The organism is Balneolaceae bacterium (genome assembly GCA_034521445.1).
Lineage (GTDB): Bacteria > Bacteroidota > Rhodothermia > Balneolales > Balneolaceae > JAXHMM01.
Genome location: JAXHMM010000003.1, coordinates 470,310 through 492,437, shown reverse-complemented (window position 1 = coordinate 492,437; position 22,128 = coordinate 470,310). Strand labels below are relative to the sequence as shown.

The window sequence follows — 22,128 nt, the reverse complement described above, 5'->3', positions numbered from 1 at the left end:
TAACATAGTAATCCAACAGACCCATTTCCTCAAGCAATGGCAGGGAGGTGTAAAACTGATCATAGTTCCAGTTCATTATGGGACGGATATGATAACCGAGGCGGGAAAGAAGATGTCCGCTCCAAATAGGAAAATAAATTTAAACTCTTCCGTCACCCAATTTTCGTGTCGAATACGACCTCCAAGCTCCAGGCAAATAAAAGATTGATTAAATAGTTGCTCAATAATTTCAGGGAATTGGTTGACATAGTTTTTCACTACAAATATATCGCAATCATTTTCTGACATGTACTTTAGAATAGGACGATCCTCGCGATGCCAGTTCCGTCCCCGTTCGCTCCAAACGGCTTTTCTTACTTGACCAACAGCATTTTCCATTTGAATTCGCCAAGTATCAGGAAGGGCCGAATTAGGTGATCGCTCTCTAATGCCTACTGCTCTTAGGATGCCACTGGTGATAAATTTTTGCTTCCGCATCTATCCAAATCTCCCGATATCCATTCCTACGAAGTCTGAAATACCAGTCTGTGTCTTCACCTCCCCAAAAATGTATTCGCTCATCGAATCCTCCTACGGTTTCATAAGCCTTCCTTCCGGATGAACTGAAATCCACCTCTCTGGGCTTTATCTCCCGACACAGCCCCTTTGCGAATTCCTCCTTTCGGGAAGCCGACGCGGGCGGCAATATATTACTGATTTGGGCTTCAACGCTCTTTCAAGCACAGGGATATCACATCATCTGCAAAAACCATGTCGATATCCGTTCGTAAGGACGTATTCCGTCTCCGATTGGCGAACTCCTATATTCAGTGCATGCGAACGGTTCCAGGGCAAGACCTTCGGCTTCGCAACGGATATATTTGAGTGACATCTTCCTACAGATGACTTCGATTTGCGCTGCTACCTTCGGTTTACTGCCGTAATCCACTACATTCACCTGAAAATCCTGGAATGCATGTGACCTCAATGACTGGACGGATTTATCAAGTCTCTCCGGTTCACGATTACAGTATGGAGTAAACTTGCCGGTAACCATTTTTTAATTATTTACGTTTGACAGGCCAGTAGATTAAAGATTTGATGACAATTTTCAGGTGTGCCCCACAAGCCAAAGGCGGTAAAATATTTACTTTCCAGGTGAAAAAAAATCCAGCAATAATGATGGATCTAGACGTCTTTTTGTTTTCAATTTATCATAAAACGCCCTTCTCCGGGTCCAGCCGCCGTTTCGGATTTAGAGCCTGCTGTCGAAGGGATTTAGGTTTATCTTGTCCTTTTCCCGGTTCACTTGCATTAATGAAGATTGTCCGATCGCGCACCTGTAGACCAATTTCATCATTCAGTCAATGACTCCTCGAAATGCAACCATCGATGAAGTTTTTCCGCTACCTTTTTCGTCAATGAACGCCCCAGCAAATCTTCTGCTCCAGTTCTTCCCTTATTCTCTGAGAACGGTTGGATTTTTTAGGTAACCTGCCTAGGGTGAGAGACGGTACTTCAGTAACACTTCGGGAATATTTGCCAACTTACTACATTCAGCAAGTTCTGTCCATAATTTATAGTCTTCCGATCCTACGTAGGAAACCCTGTAACTAATATTGTGTTGATCTAACACCTTCTTACGGATAATTGCTCACAGGATGCCAAAGTTTGTTATCACAAAATAGGTAGGAATGTATATCTTCATGTTGAACCGGACTCTTCCAGATCTGTGAAGGACCTTCACCGCAAGTAAAATCCAAGCGGATGAAGCGCCCAATTCAGGATTGTCATCCATATATGCCACCTGCCGCTGCAGTCGTTCCGGCAAACTGATATCATCCCGAATCCATTCGAGCTATATACCTTCCTTGCGCCAGCTCTAACCCTTTATTGAGGGTGGCAATTAGCCCTTCATTTGTATCGTTCCGAAAGAGACGAATTCGCGGATCGGAATATGCCTGAAGGCGGCGCCAGCACCCGTCTGTGGAGCCATCATCAATGATTAGAAATTCATATTCCTCATATTGCTGTTGCAGAATGCTTGCAACTGCCTCATCAAGGTACTCAATCGTGTTGAATACCGGCATCAACACCGTTAGAGGAACAGACATAGGTCAATTTCCGAAATCTCAGAAATGAAACGATTGAAGTATCGATTTAAAAACATAGCTAAAATACCGGAAAGCTCTAGGCAACCTATTCTCAGGAATTTCCAAGGCCTTTTATATTCACGCACTCGACATCAAATTGCTCGATTACCTTCTGCAGCTCAATCTCGGCACTGGTTTTAAGTTTTTTGTACAATTCGCCCTTTCCAATTGGTTTCAAGTGTCTAACTTCTATGGTATCGAATATGGCTACACTTTTGGGCCCATATTACCTTCCGAATGAGATCTCCCGAATAAGATCGATACCCAGACTGGATTCAGTTGCACGAAAAGTCTGCAATACCAATTCCAATGTTTCCTTTTTCATCATGGGACACATAACTTCGACAGTGGACATATACCGGTATGCGGATAATGGTTTGGATATGACATCCGGCCATGCGTGGTATGACCCCTTAGCCAGTGAAGGTTGCGCCATTTTGAAGTCACTACGGTTAAAATATTCAAATAGATCGTTTAAAGCGTGTTTGCCAATGGCCAAATCATCATCCGGGAAGAAGAATGTCTCATAGGTAGCCAATGTTTCAGGATCAATTTCGGGTTAAAAACCGGTGAATCAGTGAACCATTTAAAATCCTGTAGGTGAAATATTTAAAAGCGTCTGATCTCTTCGATTATCCAGTCATGTTGAATCTTCAGGATCAGTAAAAAAAGAGTTTGACGTCAAAGTTCCTGCCGGTCGTATCGAATATCCAATCCTCGTAATGAGATGAATTCCCGGCTGGCATGATCAGAACATTATTTTTTTGGTTATTTCTGTGTTTCATGGCCTATATCTTATTACAATTAACATACAGCACTAATCACCTATGGACGCCATCCTTCTACGCCTTTATCACTAAATCAGGAGCATCAGATACGTATCCATAATAAGTTGAATATATATTCACACTGTTTCACAGGATATGATCAATGTTCATCACCAGGCGGCGGCATGCTTGACCGGAATCTCCCAATTTCTACAAAGTACTTCTACATGGGATCCTTAAATCCCTTCTTCGGGCAGGATCGATATGAATATATTCACACCCAATACCAGATATCAATTAAATCTCGTTTTGAATCAATCGACAAAAGTTTCTGGGAAAAGCCGATTTTTATTCATATACCTAAAACGGCAGGAACCAGCATCCGGCAATTAAATGTCAGTTGTTACAAGTGGCGCGAACCCGTGTCATTTCTACTCCGAAAAAAGCCTGAACAAGTTGATCTCCCCCCTGTATTCACTATTGTGCGAAATCCCTACCATCGCATATGTTCTGCCTATTACTACCTGCAACAGGGAGGAGCGAACAGTTACGATCAGAGTATGGGCGAAAAATCATCTGGCAGCTTACGGCACTTTGAATTCTTTTGTACAGAAAGGATTGTCCAATAAATCGATCCGAATGGGAATTCACTTCCGGCCCCAGATTTACTTTGTAACTGACGGGAATGGAAAATTATTGGTGGACAATATACTCAAATTTGAGTATCTGGAGGAATGAATGGAAGAGATTTGCGAGACCGATTAAATCTGGAAGGTGATCTACCGCATATGAACGTAAGCGAGGGAGGGAGAAGTACTCCAACTTGTCGCCCTCAAGCAAACAGATCATTTACAAATTTGCTGTAGAAGCAGATTTCGAATATTTTGGTTATGACTCCTAACGTCCACCCTGCAGTTATACGCCTATTGGGTAATAGTTATTGAATATTTTCGGATATCCTGTCTTGTGAGGACAGAAGTTTATTATTGGGAATGATCGCAATCAACTTTTCAGCAATTCCATTTTCATCATTTTCTGTTGCGTTCATTCGATTAGACTATTCAAGTTTATCCTCAAATTCATCTGGCAATCCTTTCTGTACAGCAATGTGTATTTTATCATATCGAGTAACCCGTGTATGTTCTTCTGATGTAAATAACTCTTCGTGCAACTTTTCGCCTTTCCTTATACCCGTAAATTCAATAGGAATGTCTATTCGTGGCTTAAGACCCGAAAGGCGAATCAAGTCTTCTGCCAAATCTAGTATGTGTACTGGTTCCCCCATCTCCAGAATATAGACCACGCCATTTTCCCTCAGACCACCTGCTTGAAGAACAAGCATGTGAGGCTTCGGGGATTGTCATAAAATAGCGCTTCATATCGGGATGAGTGACTGTAACCGCCTCTTTGCGCTTGATCTGTTGCTTAAACTTGGGAACAACACTGCCGCTGCTGCCCAATACATTTCCAAATCGTACTGATACAAATATCTGATTGGAAGCGGCTTTGTTGCTACCCACTCGATAATGAATTCCGCCACCCGCTTGGAAGCTCCCATAATGGAAGAAGGTTCCACAGCCTTTGCTCCGTGGAAATATTTACAAAATGCTCCACATTGTATTCAAGCGCCAGATCGACCAGGTTCTTGGTACCTCCTACGTTATTAAGAATGGCCTGACACCGATTTTTTTCCATCAGTGGTACATGCTTGTGGGCCGCGGCATGGAAAGGTATAGTCGGCCGATATTTTTCAATAATGGCCTGGAGCCTGTTTATATCACGTACATCTGCAATAATAGATTCGAACTGAATATCCGGTTTGGTCGACCGGATCTCTTCTTCAAGCTTGTAGATGTTGTACTCGTTATCATCGAGTGAATATTAATTTCTGAGGTCCGAATGGCAATATTTGTCGTACAATTTCCGAGCCTACAAAACCGCCTGCTCCGGTCACCAACACCGTTTGGTTTTTCAGATAACCTGCAATTTCATTCGTATACGAGTTTAACAGGCTCTCTACCTTCAGCAAGTCCTCTACATCAACATCGCGAATTTCATTAACGGAAACCTTACCACTGATCAACTCATGAATTGAGGGAATAATTTTGTGTTCAACTTCGCATGACCGTGCCTGCTCAATAATTTCCCGAATCACATCACCACTTTTAGAGGGCATTGCTATCAACAGCACATCAACAGCATAGTTATTGATAATTGACTCAATCTGATGTGTGCCACCTAATACAGGTAGGGCCAAGAAAACTCTGCTTTTTTTTTGGTATTGTCATCATCTACAAAACCAATGGGATTCATCCGCTCTTCCGGATGTCGCAGCATCTCACGCGCTATCATGGTTCCAGCCTCACCTGCTCCTGCAATCAGGACCCGTTTTCCCTTACGTCCGTAGCCTCCTATTTGATGATATTTATAATCATACCATAGGCGGCTGACTAGCCTTACGCTACCTGAATCCAAGTACAAGTAGCATGGCCTCTATAAAGGGTACGCTGTAGGGTATGAAGAATTCGTCCCTGAACAGTACAGCCAGCGCAACAAATATCAGTGAGTAAGTGATTTACCCCTTGTTAATGCTTGAAAGATATTCTCAGACCAATGCGATGCAGGATTGAAGAAAATATTTCCCCGAAAGAGATAATGGTCGTCTTGAATGGAAGAACAATAGCAGCACCCAGAAAACAGACTCCAGGTGATTGGTCCACGAGCTCTCAACACGTAACAGATATGCTATCGGCGTGGCATAGCAGCCATATAAGCAAATCTATACCGAATTTAGCCCCAATACGCTTCAGCGTAAATATTCTTTAATGGTATTCATCTGGCCAAATGCATTTTCATTCTTTCGGGACGTCTCTCGCCTGTCGAATGATACCGATAAATCAGCTAAACAATTTCAATGCAAATCGTACTAATAATAAACAATAACATTAAATAGCGATTTTTTATCCTAACCGTTTATTAGAACAAATATCGTAGCCCAAACTGTAATTGTACACTATTAACATCATCTTTTTCGACAGATTCGAAATTAACATCGTAATTTCCATAATTAAAGCGCCCGTAATTGTAGGCTTTGGTCTCATATAATTTTAGCGCTTATTGCAAAGGGATCTCGCACCCATCGCACTCGGGTTCCTAAATTAAGATTCACCCTGTGACGCCATTTATCTCCTTCGCGCCATGCCGGCTGATTTGATAGGTCATAATCAAGATGGAACTGCATCAGTTGTCCACCCCAGCGCTGTACAAACAGACCTATCTGCCAATCTTCTTTATAGGCGTCCATTCCAAGAAATAAACTATTGGATCCGGGACCAATTGCCGCTCCGAGCAATTGCCCGCCGGTTGGTGTGTCCCTCTGTCACGGAAGAGTGGTTATACAATGAGCCTGAATTCTACCAACCTCATTAATCCGGGAATAAGTAAGGTGGTTATATTCCAAGTTTATCTTGAGCGAATTAGAGATCGTGAGGAAATAAATTTCTGTATCCCGATGGTGTATGCACGGTCTTTATCGGGATGTGTAAGGAAGCCACGTAAATCGTGATTGTGATCGTCCTTCAAATACTCTCCATAAATTTCTGTCTGAGCTTCGGGGAAAACCCATCGGAAATAAAAAGAGCAAGTCGGTTTTCACTTCCCCTACTCAATCTTGTGGGATCATTGTCTTCGGAGGGAAGTCTGCTTTTTTGAAAGGGATCAAATACACGGAAAATATCACCTAACAACTGGTCCTTTTGAGTATACACATGAAATATTCGGATTAAACCGCAAAATGCAAATTGGGAAACACCGCGGGAGACCATGAAAGATTAACACCGTTAAATAACCGCCTGCCATATTCGGCATGAAGATTATCCATTTCGAATCTTCGGGGCAAGCCAACTGCCCAAGTTATTTCAATAGACCCGATATAGGGCACAATCAATGGCTTACGTGTACTGAAAAATCCGTGGAAAAAACCCGGTGCATTGTTGCTCATTAGAAGTGGATATCGAACAGCAGGCCCCCACCACATCGGTTCGGTGCTGAAGCCGGCTTCCAGTGATCTAGTGTGAAAGCGGAGGGATGAATGTCCCAAATTCAAGGTCCAGAAAGGTTTGGGACCAAATCTAAAAGGCCGATCATAGGAATAACCCACGTCAGAGCCGTAGATAATATTTCCCTTATTGTCCCGTCGCACGAATCGAGGGGGTTCAAAGCGGGTATTTTGCTGGTAGCTCAGATGGGGGCGGACAGAGAGTGTGATATAGTCCGATTTTATCAAATAGTCCTCCCTGCATTTCCGTATTCAATCCTCTACCGTACCATGCCGCTCCATTATTTTCTCCTACAGGTAATGTCGAGTTGACTGTATTGGTAAATTCTGAGTCATACAGCCGATACGGTAACTATTTCCGGTATATACAGTCCGGTATGACCATGCGCGTTTCCACCATCCTTGAACACGCTCTCTCCTCCCTATTGCAGCTTTATATTGATCCAAACCCAAGGAGCAATGGGAAAACGAATGGGAAAGCGTATCCTGTCCCAGCAACTGTTGTATCCTAAACTGTTCTTCTCGAATATCGCCGACTGGTATAGTCTGAGCCCAACCACCATATATCGGCCCAAATACCAGCAATATTCCTATGATTATCGCTTTACGCATTCAGGCGTCCTAAATGAGCTTATTTACAGCTGTTATAATGCGATAAAAATCAGATTCGGTCATATTGGTGCCGGATGGCAGACAGAGCCCATGTTTAAATAAGTGCTCCGAAACTCCATTGCCATAGAACGGGGCATCATGATATACAGGTTGCATGTCATGGGTTTCCCAGAGAGGGCGTGATTCAATGTTCTCCATCAAAAGACCCTTTCTAACATCTTCGCGATTTATTCCTCCCGTGGCCTCAGGATCAATTATAACAGTACGTCAACCGAACGATTACTATAAGAGTTATCGGATTCCTTTAAAAATTGAATGCCAGAGATTCCCAAGGAAGTGTCATCGTTCTCACCAATAAACCACGATCCTTCGAGCCTCTCGAAATACCGTCTAAATAAAGTTCGTTTTTGTTGAATTCTTTTATCCAATACCTCCATTTGCCCCCTCCCTATTCCCGCGGATATATTACTTAGTCTATAATTATAACCAATAGTGGAATGTTGATAGTGAGGTGCGCTATCTCCAGCTTGCGTTGCAAGAAAGCGAGCATGATCTATTAGCTTTTTTTCATCTGATAAGAGAGCTCCGCCCCCTGAGGTTGTAATGATTTTATTACCGTTGAAAGAAAACACTCCAAGACGACCGAAGGTACCGGCATATTGCTCACCAATCTTGGATCCCAGAGCTTCAGCTGCATCCTCAACGACCGGAATTTGGTAATGATCAGCAATATCAAGTATGCTCTGCCATCTAGCTGGCATACCATAAAGATGAACCGGAATAATTGCCTTAGGTTTTTTCCCAGTTTTTGCTATTCGATCTTTAATTGCTTTCTCCAGTAGTCAGGATCCATATTCCAAGTTTCTAGCTCGCTGTCAACAAAAACAGGGGTTGCCCCTTGGTAGACAATAGGATTAGCTGTAGCTGCAAAAGTCATTGATTGACAGATTACCTCATCACCTCTTTCCACTTCCAAGATAACCAGTGCGAGATGGATTGCTGCAGTACCGGAGGAGAGGCAGCTCAATGAAGACCCGGTATACTTTGCTATATCGTTTTCAAAACCATTCTACATTGGCCCCGAGTGGTGCAATCCGATTCCTATTGAAAGCCTCATGAATGTATTCCAGTTCGTTATCCCCCATGTGCGGAGATGATAACCATATCTTGTTCTTACTCATCTGAGTGTAGTTCGTCAGGTTCCTGTGCTGTCTCGCTGGACATAACATTATTAATTACAGTCGCGCCAGCTCCTACTACTGCATGTTCACCTATTTTCACGTTGGGTATCAAAGCGGCACCAGTTCCAATAAATCCTCCTAGTTTAACTTCAATTTGGGCTGCTAAATTTGCGCCCGGACCGACATGTACAAAATCACCTATACTGCAATCATGATCAACTGTAGCACCCGTATCTATAACTGAATGTGATTCCAATGACAAAATCCGCCTGTCCTACAACCCTGCACAAATCAAGGTGCCTTCAGCAATTTGGGCAGAATTCAAAACCGATGAATACGGGTGAACAAGCGTCGCCAAACCGGTTCAATCGATTTACTTCTTTCATAAACCAATCGACGGTCCTTATTATTCCTATAGCTATAAATAAAGTATGGTCAGATTTTGAGTAATTCTCCTCCAGCCATTCTACCCCCCTTAATACGATTAATTTAAAATATCTTGTCCCCATTTGGTGGAATCATCGTCTAGTACAGCCACAATTCCCCTATCAAGAAGTTTCGCCAGCTCAATGACGATCTTTGCATGCCCTCCCGATCCGAAAACAATCGATCTGGTTGTGCATTTAGCTTTAGTTGCCCTTGAACTCTTCCATGGTAACTGATTCTGAAGAATTGATTCCTTCTCTTTTAAAAATTTTCCAAATACTAAAAACTAATATCTTCGAATCAAGAGAAAAAGAATGATTTTTCACATACGCATACATCCAATTCAAACTTCTTCTGCCAACTTATCGCATTACGCCCGTTACCTGACCCATCCCGTCACACCTGGCTTTACAAGGTGCCTCTGCATTTGGAAGCCGTATAGCGTTCCACGTATTTTACCAGAGTGGCCTGGGTCCCACAAGACTCATCTCCCCCTTCAACGCATTCCAAAGTGTGGGTAGTTCATCCAAGCTGAGTAGAGATAGAAGGATCCGATTCGAGTACATCTCTCCTTGTCCGGTAGCAAATCTCCCCTTTTCATTGGTTTCATTGGTCATTGTCCGAAATTTAACTAGTCGAAATATGTCACGAGTACCTGCCCTCCTCTGGGTGAAAAATACAGGAGACCCCATCGTATACCATATCAATAGGCTTATAATTAACATGAGCGGGAGACTCAAAACTAGTAACAGTGAATAGCCACAATAATGTCTAAAACACGTTTGAGGTATTAGAATACAATTTTTATAAATTTTTTACAGTTTCTTTCAATATTCGTTCTCTAGTTTCATAGCCAGTTTATCCCGATCGAATTTCTCCCTACCCAATCGTTTCGCATTTCGGGATGCTTTCGCCAGCCACGCGCTGTCTGTAATCCTACTGTTTAACAGTTCAGCTGCAGCGTTCAAATCTGTGGGATGCAACATGAATCCCGCCTCTTCTTCTTCCAGCAACTGGCCTGCCAACCTGGGTGATTAACAGCTATGGGAGTGCTAGCAGCGAAGCTGTCAAATAATTTATTTGCAGAGTTCTTCCATAGAGCCTCGTTATTGATTACTACGGAAGTCGCAATATCTGCCGCAGATAAAATACTTCTGGCACTTGATACTTGGGCACGCTCTTCATCATATAAAAATTTTTCTCCAATACCTCCTCTACGTTGTGCATAATTTTCAACCTTATTCCATTCACGTCCACCACCTACTACTCAGAAATCTAATCTCTGGATTCTTCTCGTAGGTCATTACTGCCAAGTCAACCAAGTATGACACACCGTTTACCTTACCAAAAGTCCCAGTATATACGATCAAGGGCTCTCCCGCCAGGATCTTGTCTCCCTGAACTCTGTCCCCCGGTATGCGGGTATGTCGAACAATTCATTGTCGGAGCTGTTTGGTATGACGGCTAGTTTTTCTGAGGATATTCCTCTGCTGATGACTCCATCTCGTTCCGTCAGATAGGACCACAATCTGATCTGAATTGGAATAGGCTACCCGTTCCAAAAGTCGTGATAAATAAATCAATAGTGGATTTTTGAGTATTCCCGTGGCTATGGGCGCCTCCAGCCGTGATCCCTTACCTCAAAAACCATTGGAATAATCGTTCGGTCTCGATATTATTACAGCGGGAATAGCATGGTCAACGGCGTACTCAGAGGCATATATAAGATCAGCCTCGAGCTGATTTGTCCTTTGTAATGCATGCCGAGCATAGCGGATAAATGAACTAATTCTACGGTAAAAGGTCATGGTGTTTGAATAGGCAATGGGATACCAATGCACCTTTATGCCCGATTCTTGAGTCACATACCAACTATCGGGATTATTTATCATCCCTCCTTCCCGGTCGGTAGTTATCATATGAACTTCATGTTCATACGCAACCAACCTTCTGGCCATTTCATATGACCGGGTGCTACCGCTCATCTCCGGAGTATTAAAATACTGGTGCAAATATATTATTTTCATCTGGACATGATATATTTGGCTACTACATTAAATGCCATGCTCAGACATATTAAAGCACTTTTAAAGGGGCTATGTACAGAGCGCATCAAACGATACTTCACCCTCAGTATTTGTCGATTTAATATCCCAAAAACTATGCCACAATTCACCAAAAGATGCCAAATCAGCTGGTAACCGGTCCTTTCCGTTCGTAATAGAATTGTTGTTTCAGGAACACATAAGTAGGTATTCCATGCCGATGATAGGCATGAGAGCAAGTATTATCACCTCCGTAGTGATTAATGTATTCTGGAATCCGTCCTACCTTTTTTAAACTTTATAGCTAAACGTTAGAAAGCGTGCCGTGCCTAAATCCACTCTTTCAGCTTTTTCTTCAACTAAAGGGTGAATAGTAAAAAAAGGAAACCAACTTAATACTTGATCCGGCAATGCGCAGTTTCCTTCACCATCAACCACTTGCGGGTGTAAAATCTATCTGGAGAGTAGCACATCGTTTCAATATGTGAACTATAGATTGATTAATTCGGATATCATCATTGGAAAAAACAATGATGTCATTCATGTCAGGATCATATTTACTATCTAGATGATTTATGCATAAGTTTATTGTGCCGCCCAATACATCCTCCCGTACCGGTAACTACATCAGTATGACTCCTAGTAATAGTTTTTCTATATCTCCTGGGTGAGTCATCGCCAACAATTATTCTAATTCCTGATCTATTATCCTGTTTATGTCACTAATTAAGATGTTAATATTTTCATAATCGCGATATATAGGAATTAGCACATATATCATTTCACAGGAACTCTGTTTCCAATTATTTCAGATATAACCAGTAATCAAAAAATACTGAATGGTTCTGTACGATGAGAAAAGGGTATCGGCCGCTAGTCCATTGATAAGCAGAAAAATGAGGATGTATAATAAGAGCCTATCCTGAAGACGTTTTTGAACATGGAGTATTACAAATAACAGGGAGAGGAGAAACCCAATAATCCCGAGGTTGAATAGAATTCGAAAATATAAATTATCAACAGGACCAACCCTGTCAAATGCCAATCCCAAATAGCTCTGTAAATATGGAATAGTTCCATAATTGAAAGTTGTATTGCCAAACATCAATTCTAGCTAATACAGATCCAGAACCCAATACATATTGTTCATAATCAAATATGTAGTTTAGAATATTGAATGATGCTTTACGTACTGTACTCATATGAATTTATAAGGTAATAGTTCAAAAAAACTATTGTCGCCATTATTCGATGCATACACAAATGACTTTATCTATTTCTAGCTTCATAGGCAAATAGTAATGCCAATACGAATATTAACGCAATCTGATTAGTACGGGAGTATGTAAAATATATAATTATGGTATTTAATAGTATTAATATTGATCCATATAGCCTGTATTTTTTATTATTAAATATAAAGTATAGTATAATAATTATATGAATCGCTGATGAAACCTGCAGGATTAAAGAAACTCCTGTTTTGAATGGAAGTCCCATCCGGTACCACTGATTACCGACAAATAGAGCCCATACACCATATGTAAAAATGATTACTGTACTTATACCAATTAAATTAATGCAGGCATGACTTTTACATTCCTATAACTATATATTGCCAAAATATATATAATCGGAAATTGAATAAATTTAAAATATAATCCTAAATTTTTTACGTTAGATAAGTCTCCAATTAATAAAAAGTTAATAGTGACATATAGGATAAAAAACGAGTATGCAAGGGCAGAATGGTCATACTTAATTACGCCCTTCTTAAAACGATCGTAAAAAAACAAAATTCCAAATAAAAGAATATATATATCAAATATACCAATGGATTCCTCTTGGATACGGACAATCGGTAATTGTGCTAATGCTAAAATACCAATTAAAGAAAGCTGTACTTTTACTTTTATACATGCTAGTAATGGAGTGCCTCAGTTCTTCTCTATTATAGGTAGTATCCTATCGAGTAGTCCAGCGTCCCTTAGTGTAGATAGACAAGCTATTACAATTCTAGGTTTCTGTCATCGTATGTGTCAGCAGGAAAAGCGTCCCGCAATTCATTTTGGTAGTTTCCATAGGCTTGCCGATTCATAGCTACGTTTCCAAGTAGTACAAGACGGATTCTTTACGGGTATACTAGTTCTCATACGGAGTACCCGCAATAACCCCGGTTGAGCCGCTAGTTCCAGTACGTGGTATCGATCATCGAACGGATCCGATAATCATATCTAACGTACGTAAAACTGTGGCGATATCCGGTGTCGTTCTTTAAGATCTTCAAGGTACGCTACCGACTAAACCATTTCTCGCATAGGTGATGCCATCGTACCGGGGCTCACATTAAACCCTGGGCGTTTCAGTTCTAAAATGTTACTACCCTGTCATTCTACGCAAGAAGATAGGGGACACACGATTTTGCACATCCATGAAAAATTCACAGCCTTATTGCATATTCTGAAGAACAATTGTTGATACCCAATAATTATAAACTTGGCTTAACAATTAATACTTTTTATTGGTAGTTTAGGCATTTTCCATATCTAAGTATTTTTCATATATAAATATTTATTAAATATTATATATTTCACTATGAGATTTAAATGATGATTTTAAGTTGCAGTTTTTAAGCTTGATATTATAAGTGGCGGGACTACTTTCAGATAATATTTATATTTAAATTCAATATAAGTACTATTGTTATGCGTACTGACTATCTATTACCCATTTTTTAAAAATACTTCCATACCATCCACCCTTTGTTAACATCATATGACATTCTATTTTTTGTTACTTTACTCGATATGCTAAGTTTCTCAGTCGTTGAGTACACAATTCCATTACTGACAGCGATCTTAAACCGTCAGGTCGTGATCCTGACAACTAGTTAATGCCTCATCAAACCCATCTATTTTGTTGAAAAATTTCCTGCTTATGATTACTGATGATGTATTAGGGGCAGTTCAACCGTTAACTAATTGCATATATATTTTTTGTAATTATTTCTTTGTTTGATGGGACTATCCCACTTTTTCTTTCAATTTCTATATCGCTGTACAAGACGTCAAATGATTCGCTTTCAATAGCTGGTAAAAAATGTTCAATTTTATTTGGCTTCCAATAATCATCTGAATCTAGAAAAGCTATATATTTACACCTTGCATATTGTACGCCGAGGTTTCTACATACAGCTGCCCCCCTGTTTTTCATATTTGAATAACACCTTATCTTTGGTGAAGAGAATATACTAGATAAGTAACCACAGACGTCATACCTTGAATTATCATCAATAACTATTATTTCTTCAGGGACAGATTGATCAATTACTGACTCGAATAGCTCTTACCAATAACTGTTTACGATTATAGGTTGGAATAACAACACTAACTAATCCCATGCATTAACTATAAAGGTTTTATATAGTTGATATGTACTGATACTTTTCCGACATAAGAATTACTTGCTGCTTCTTCCCTCTTATTACTCTAGATTGAAATTCAATTTCTCTATGATTCAATTCCTCCTTTAAGGAATCGAAAACCAATTTTATTTTTGTTACATAATCGTCAATCAAGTTACCAAAATCTCTAGCAAGTGAATTGGTTTCAAATAGAAATTTACTTACCCTTCTCTCCCCTACTTGGTCGGCCATCCACTACTACGAAATCATATAAGCAGTACTATCATCTATCACAGACATATGCGTAATGCTTTATACTATCACTATTATAAGATGATACTTAATTCTACCATGCTTACATTGTGGTAATTAAATTTACTAGGACTAGGCCCTATCTCAGCACTTATTTTGTTATACCAATCTATATTATGTTCAATGATATACAATTCTATTATATTTATTTATTTATTGCATATAAATTTATTAATTTTGTCGACTGTCCTGAACCTAATTCAAGTATTCTATTTTGGCTTTACACTATAAAGAATTTTTAGCAAATAGTATAAAAATGTAGAGCTTCCTGAAGATCCATCAGGGAATACTAAAAATTTACTGGACAATACATTCAAATTGTCGAATAACTTTATAGTACACTCAAGTTCATGAATTCTGTCATATGTATATTTTTTAATAATATTCTTCACCATAAAAATTCACTATATATTATATTTATTTATCTCTTTTGCTATGTACTCAATCTGATTGTCTGTAATACCAGGAAACATAGGTAGTGAAACTATATGAGAAGAAACAAAGTCTGTTGTCGGTAGATTAATATCCATAATTTTCCTTATAATATTTTTGCTTATGTATTGGAGGGTCAAAATGAACAGATGCACCAATACCCTTATTTTTTAAATAATTTATGAAATCGGTTCTGTTTATATGATCATCTACTATAATGGAATATGTTTGATAAACATGTGTCCGATTCTGTAATTCAGTAGGAGTATCAATCCATTGAACTTCTGACAATAGATCGCTTAATTTGTGTGATTTTTCTCGCCTAGCTTGATTCAAATCCTCAATTTTTTGCATTTGAACTACGCCAATTGCGGCTAAAAATATTAGACAGCCTGAAATTATAGCCAGCTGCAGATGCATCTTTGTACCACGATTTTTCTGCTGCTTCCCGCTCATATGTACTGCTGTCCAATCCGTGTGCCATTAAGGTGCGTATACGTCTTGCAAGAACATCGTCATCTGTCGTTATCATCCCCCCCTCACCAACTGTGATATTTTTAGTTGGAAACAATGAGAAATTGCCAACTCCAAATGAACCTGCTTTTTTCCTTATAGTCACCACCTATAGTTTCTGCGGAATCCTCGATCAAAAGTAATTTCTTATCTCTACATAGTGATAAAAATGGATCAATATCAGCTGCCATCCCTCCATAATGTACCAACATGATCGCTTCTGTGGATGAATTTACCAATGATTCCACATGATCAATATTCAATGCTCGATCCTCCTTTTTGATATCTGCAAAAACTAGGTCGCACCAGCAGTAACTATAGCATTTGCAGATGCCACCCAAGAGAAACTAGGAACAATTACCTCACCATCAATATCATTTGCTTCAATTGTGAGATGAAGGCCGGATGTACATGAATTTAGTACGATGGCATGTTTTGTCCCAATATAATCAGCAAATAACTCCTCGAATCTTGAATTCATCGGGCCGTGTGTTAACCAACCAGACTCAATTACCTCATTCACCAACTTCTTCTCTTCTTCTCCTACTGCAGGGACACAAAGTGGGATATCCATAACAGTGACTAATTATTGGTTAAAAACTCCAAGTTTTCTGTAAGTATCGATATACATTTTTAATCCCCTCTCCAATGGATATTGTGGATTGTAACCGAGTTTTTCTTTTGCCTTCTTTATAGAAAGTGCTCCACGACTGGGTCTAAAGTCATCTTGTTCATCAACAATGTAATATTCAGTAGATGGGATCAATTCTTTTGAAAATTTTGACAAACTCTAGCAAGGTATATCCTTTCCCATAGGTCATGTTAAACGCCTCTCCCCTAGACTCATCCTCAAATAACTAGAAAGTAGTCCCTGGCAATAACATCAACATAAGTAAAGTCCAATGTGATTTTCCCCCCGCCATCCAATCGAAGTTTTTCACCCAATAGCGCCTTTTCAACAAAAATCTGACTCACACGACGATTGACGTCATATGGCCCATATACTGCTGAGGGACGGACAATACAGTAAGGAATATTGAACCTTTGACCAAAGGTTCTGGTCATTACTTCACCGGCATGTCATGCATCCGCCATATATGTCTTTGGGATTCTTCGGATGAGTCTCTGGACAAGGGAATTCGTGAAAATCTCCATAAATCATACTGGAGGAGACATAAACAAACTTTTTCAGATCATCCAAACCCTTAATTACCTCCAGTACGTTAACAGCCCCCTGCAGAATATTGGCCACTGCCTCCTCCACGTGCTTATTGGAAAGGTCCGCCAACGGCATAGCCGCTAGATGTAAAATATATTCCGGCTTATATTTGTTTATCACATTTCGGGAGTGGCTGATATTAGTAGTGTCTCCCCTTTCAAAGATTACTTGATCTTCGATACCGGGAAATCGTAACTCGATGTAATTCTTAATATTGATTTTAAACGGGCTGATATATTTCACAAAGGGATCAAAAATAACAACATTGTAGCCTTTGCTTTACCGATTTCAGCAACGCGCGATCCAATTGCGTCCCGCCCACCGTTAAGAAATACCGTTTCTTTGCTATGATCCATAATCATTCATATTTTGTCCGTATTTTAAAAAAGATGCTGCTGGAGTCACATTTCCTCAGACTTTAACTTCCTCGACCGATCAGCAATCCGCGATTCCGGCATATTATGATAATTAGCCTACTCCGACGGATCTTGTCAATCGACCCGGAATACCGTAGATGTTTTTTTGTCAGCAGCGTAGATTGTTAGATTCGACCCTAATCTCATCTCGATAGACTATATGCCCAAGGATATGGACCATGCATGGCCCGTATTAAATTATGAACCTGCTTGTCAGTCCGTTGGTCCCAATGAATTTCGCTGTCTTCCGGAGTATCTTCGTCTGTGTAATACCCTCCACCTCCATTGGATTCATCTATACTCTTACTGTCTAAGTATTTGATTTCAATTGGATAAAACTTCGACTAACATTTTCAGGAAACTGGGATAATGTTTTCTCTAATATGGAGAAATGGTCATCACGTTTAGAAATTCTCTAGTATTTTTCAAGAGTAAGATCGGCCCCATGTGTCAATTCCTTCATTTACCTCCAATACGCAACATGCCCCCTCGGTCTCACCCTGTAATATCTACCAGTTGATCGGTTGCTACCCCCCGATATTTTGGTAATGCTCCACCCATGCAAATTGATGGAAGTTATCCGTCGAATCGAAAAAATGTTCTCCTTTAAAAATGCGATTGTAGCCTGATGGAATAAAACACATCGGGTCTATAAGGACTTTAGCCATTGCTCGGATTCTTTGAGATTAATATTATTGCTGTACAATATGGGTAGTTGACAATAAGAAAAGCATATTTCGCGCACTCCTCATTTGGATACAGCCCGACGAATGCCGAAACATCAAAGCCCTCCCTCCTAAGTCGGTTACGAAGACAAGTAATACCTCTCACGCCCTTACCAAAAAAAACAATTCTCGTAAACCTTTACGTGATATCAGGGTGTCAATTTGATTTGAGAGCATTTTTACATTTTCGTGCCGAAGAAGAAAAGCCGATTTGTAATACTTCTTATCTAGAACTCGAAAATAGTAATAGTGCCCAGAAAGCTTGGAAATTCAAAGAATTGTAACTAAGCGCCTTGCGAAACAACTTTCGTCCCAATTCGTTTTACCCAACTTACAGTAGAAATCGCCCAGTCCTTGCCAATTCGCTACGAATAAATATTAGGGACTCTTAAAAGGTCATCTTTTGTATCTTCAATTTTTATTTCCCAGAGATTTTATCAGATTTTTTAATATCGTGAATCAGTGGAAATATCAGGTAATCGCTTCCTCATGAGTACACGTCAGTCTGAGAACATATTTTCTTCCACGTAGTCTATCTTATACTCTTTGGCAACCTTACGGAAATAATGTTGCCCACATCCCCGAGGCATGTCCTCACGAAATCGACCTATATCTGAGAGCACCTCCTTTCGTAACATTATCACCGAAGGAGGGCCAAAAATATCACCACTCGGGCCCAATGATTTCAAGTATACGTCGCCTCTATTTCGCGGGAGCCAAACTTTAATTTCGCGAGGTCTCCCATCATAGTTTTACCCAATACTGTACTGCACCAGTGACGAGACCAATATCCTCAGGAGACTCCTTCAAATAATCGTACTTGCCTTTCAATTTTATAGGGTCTCCATCTATCATCATCATCTAAGTATGCAACATATCTTCCTGATGCAACTTCATTAGCAGTGTTAAATCCTGCTCCAGTTCCCCTATTCTTATCATGCCGAATATATTTAATTCGCGAATCTCTCTTTTCCCATTCTTTGGCTACTTCAGGTGTATGGTCGCTTGAATGAGCGTCGAGAATTTATCGATTTCCAGATTTCCTCATATGTTTGCAGTACAATGCTTTCTACTGCATCTGAAAGTCGAATTAGCCCTATTGTCGTTCTTAGCTACTCCAGTCCCCAGTGGCAATTCCTTTTGCATAGGTTATAAAATGAAATTATTTCAGTTTCTTGAGAAGTGCGTTAAACCTGATGATCCAGAAATTTTTATCCATGACGTTTTTAACACCCTTTACTAGTCGGTATTTAAGATAGAATATACTCCTGATTGATTCTACCCATATGTTTCCTAGTTCGAACGTTATTTGGAATGGGGTATTCCAAAACGATTCATCAGACGGGAAAGGGTTTCGTTTTCTTGATACGAGTTTCTGAGTTTTTCAGACTTTTCTCCCCTGTAACTCCGGAAGAAATAGAACGGTTTTATCATCACAGCGGAGCGATCAATAATTTCTTTATTCATCTCTAATTCTAGAAAATTATATATTCTTCCTATAGTGTTACGGGGATAGCGTATTAAATCTTCATAGCGAATTTCTAAATAGTCTCCTGTAGGTATTTTCTTGGCCTCTTGAAGAATTGATTCAATATTGTCCGCCCAAAGATGCAAGTGCTTCACTTTGTGTTCTGGGTCGTCAGAGGCGTGGAACAAACTCTTACCGTCGGTCATTTTTGATAGTTCATTGGTGGATATCGTTGAATTGATTAGTTTAATAAAGCCCGGATGTTTAGTCATAGATCTGCTTGCATACATGCCATCACGAACTAAATGTATGAATCTAGCTTTGGGCCACATCTCCTTTAACAGAGACATATCCAAACCATACTGTGGCGTTTTGTCTCCAATAATAAGATCACCATCTCCATAAATAAATTTGTTTAAGCAGTTCAGATAATTATATAAATCTGTCCGGCCATCCAGATTACAAAATCGCCGATAACTCGCTGGAAAATCATCAACAAATACTTTTCCTTTCTTAAAACGATATCAATCCACCTGTTCCCACTCGAATCATAGCGATCCATCAATACGGATAGAAAATCCTCAATTTTAATTACTTGATTTCCAAATGTCCGATACAATGTTACTATCCAGTGTGATTCGGGATATATCTTTATTCTTTTATTACTTATAAGCATTTGGCGCAGAATCTGTGTGCCACACCTGCCAGTTCCAACTATAAAAAAATCCATCAATCTTCCTTGTATATATTTCTACTGAAGTAGCCATAAATAAATAGCAACACCTTACTATTAGTATATTTTTCTATATTATAAATAATATATATATATATTGAAGACAAAATCATGATATATGATATTAATATGTGCTCCATGCTCAGGAAACAGGTTCTTGCAGGCATACAATGCAACAAATAATAGAGCCAGAAACAAGTGAAGGCCAAATCATATGTATTATCCGCTCGACACCTCCAAACGTCCTCTGGTATAATAACAGATGAAAACTAAGCATTACGAAGGTGGAGGCAATAAATGCCCAAGATATTGCTATCAATGAAATATTAATTGAACGCAAATGAATAGTCCTAATATTAGAGTGCTAGACCGTGCTAGTTCAACTTTGAATACATTCAAAGTATATCCCGTTGCTTTAAACAATGAAACGGTGGTAGACCCTAAAGCTCTAAAATGCCCCAAATACTAGAATTGGGAATATGGAAGTAACATCAGTCCAGTTTGGACCCAACAAAAGATGAATAAAATCTTCACCAAAGAGTATTGAAATTATTACGAACGGCAATAACAGCATCAAAACTATAGCAAATGTTTTGCTATAGACCTCCACAAGAGAAATGTCGGCTTATTTTGGATTTCTGAATAACTTGATTGTAATACTTTGGCCAATTGCTTCGCCACTTCTGTTGTTGGGAGATTCGCAAGGTAATACCCCATTTGATAAATCCCCAATGCTCCTGCACCAATTATTTACCAGCAACAATATTATCCGCCTGTAGGGAAATATAGCTAAGTATACCAGAACCCAGTAACCATATTCCAAACCGAAATAACTCTTTTGCTCTATTCCAATTGAATGAAAGTTTCGGTCTGTAGTCGTGAAAGAAAAAGGATACTAAAACTAACAAAGCTTCAGATACAACCTTACCCATACAAGTGCCCAAACATCTCGCCATAAATACGCGAGAATAACGGTTACCAGAAAATTTGCCGAGACACCTATGGCAAGTAATCCGGATTCCCGAGAAAACTTCAATTCCTTTTAAGTACTACTATGCCTACACTCCTGAAACCTTTTAAAATTTCGGTCAATGCTAGTACTTGGACAATAAGTGCAACACGAGGTTCATTGGAAAAATTCCGATATTAACGGAGCACCTACATAAACTATTGAACCAATTACAATGCCACGAGCTACTTGTATCCAATAACTCGTATGTAAATACTCGGATAAATTATTCTGGATGTGAATAATTGCATCGTCAAATCCTGTCCTGGTAAGGACCTCAAATGCCAGTAACATTAGTGCGGCTATACCAAAGAGACCGAAGTCTTCTGGAAAGAGAAGCCGAGCAAGAATAATTTGTCGAAGTGCATCAAAAACTTTCTGAACGGCACGAAGTCCAATTACCCAGAATGTGCCATCAAATACCTTCTTTGTCAAAGAAGCCATGCAATATTGATAGATATTTATTCTGTCAGCCGAGTATTAAATAAGCTCAATTACGAATCATTTCATTCAAAATTTTCCGAGGGATAAGTATACTTATCTATTATTTAATAATGAGTAAGAAAACAAGGTTTAGGCAGCTATGACTTTCGCTGGACTTTCCCTTTAATAAGTTTGTATTCTTCTTCAGTCTCAGGGCAAAATGCTACTTGTCCATGAAAGTACAACTGATTTCCG

9 protein-coding genes and 1 pseudogene are annotated in these 22,128 nt (G+C 39.6%); all 10 read right to left on the bottom strand.

What is annotated here, in order from left to right; genetic code table 11:
• Nucleotides 1-75 precede the first annotated feature (75 nt).
• Nucleotides 76-477: a hypothetical protein gene (locus tag U5K31_02715; protein MDZ7771641.1), complete on the bottom strand. Its 402-nt coding sequence runs from the start codon at nucleotides 475-477 to the stop codon at nucleotides 76-78.
• Nucleotides 478-1,817: 1,340 nt separating this feature from the next.
• Nucleotides 1,818-2,093 carry a glycosyltransferase family 2 protein gene (locus U5K31_02710; GenBank protein MDZ7771640.1) on the bottom strand — a complete coding sequence of 92 codons (276 nt, stop codon included), beginning with the start codon at nucleotides 2,091-2,093 and terminating at the stop codon, nucleotides 1,818-1,820.
• Between the two features lie 1,863 nt (nucleotides 2,094-3,956).
• Complete coding sequence (locus U5K31_02705) at nucleotides 3,957-4,241, bottom strand: polysaccharide biosynthesis protein (GenBank protein ID MDZ7771639.1); 285 nt, start codon at nucleotides 4,239-4,241, stop codon at nucleotides 3,957-3,959.
• 525 nt (nucleotides 4,242-4,766) lie between these two features.
• Nucleotides 4,767-5,156, bottom strand: coding sequence for a hypothetical protein (locus tag U5K31_02700; protein MDZ7771638.1), 390 nt, complete (start codon nucleotides 5,154-5,156; stop codon nucleotides 4,767-4,769).
• A gap of 2,666 nt (nucleotides 5,157-7,822) precedes the next feature.
• Nucleotides 7,823-8,383 (bottom strand): DegT/DnrJ/EryC1/StrS family aminotransferase, encoded by a 561-nt coding sequence (locus U5K31_02695; protein ID MDZ7771637.1) that lies wholly within the window; start codon nucleotides 8,381-8,383, stop codon nucleotides 7,823-7,825.
• Nucleotides 8,384-15,454: 7,071 nt separating this feature from the next.
• Nucleotides 15,455-15,823, bottom strand: coding sequence for a DegT/DnrJ/EryC1/StrS family aminotransferase (locus U5K31_02690; GenBank protein ID MDZ7771636.1), 369 nt, complete (start codon nucleotides 15,821-15,823; stop codon nucleotides 15,455-15,457).
• Nucleotides 15,824-16,175: 352 nt separating this feature from the next.
• A complete protein-coding gene (locus U5K31_02685) occupies nucleotides 16,176-16,454 on the bottom strand; it encodes a DegT/DnrJ/EryC1/StrS family aminotransferase (GenBank protein MDZ7771635.1) in 279 nt (92 codons plus the stop codon).
• A 495-nt stretch (nucleotides 16,455-16,949) separates the two neighbouring features.
• A pseudogene (locus U5K31_02680) lies at nucleotides 16,950-17,363 on the bottom strand (GDP-mannose 4,6-dehydratase).
• Nucleotides 17,364-19,545: 2,182 nt separating this feature from the next.
• Nucleotides 19,546-20,115: a sulfotransferase gene (locus U5K31_02675; protein MDZ7771634.1), complete on the bottom strand. Its 570-nt coding sequence runs from the start codon at nucleotides 20,113-20,115 to the stop codon at nucleotides 19,546-19,548.
• Between the two features lie 1,452 nt (nucleotides 20,116-21,567).
• Nucleotides 21,568-21,894, bottom strand: coding sequence for an oligosaccharide flippase family protein (locus U5K31_02670; GenBank protein MDZ7771633.1), 327 nt, complete (start codon nucleotides 21,892-21,894; stop codon nucleotides 21,568-21,570).
• Nucleotides 21,895-22,128: the final 234 nt, after the last annotated feature.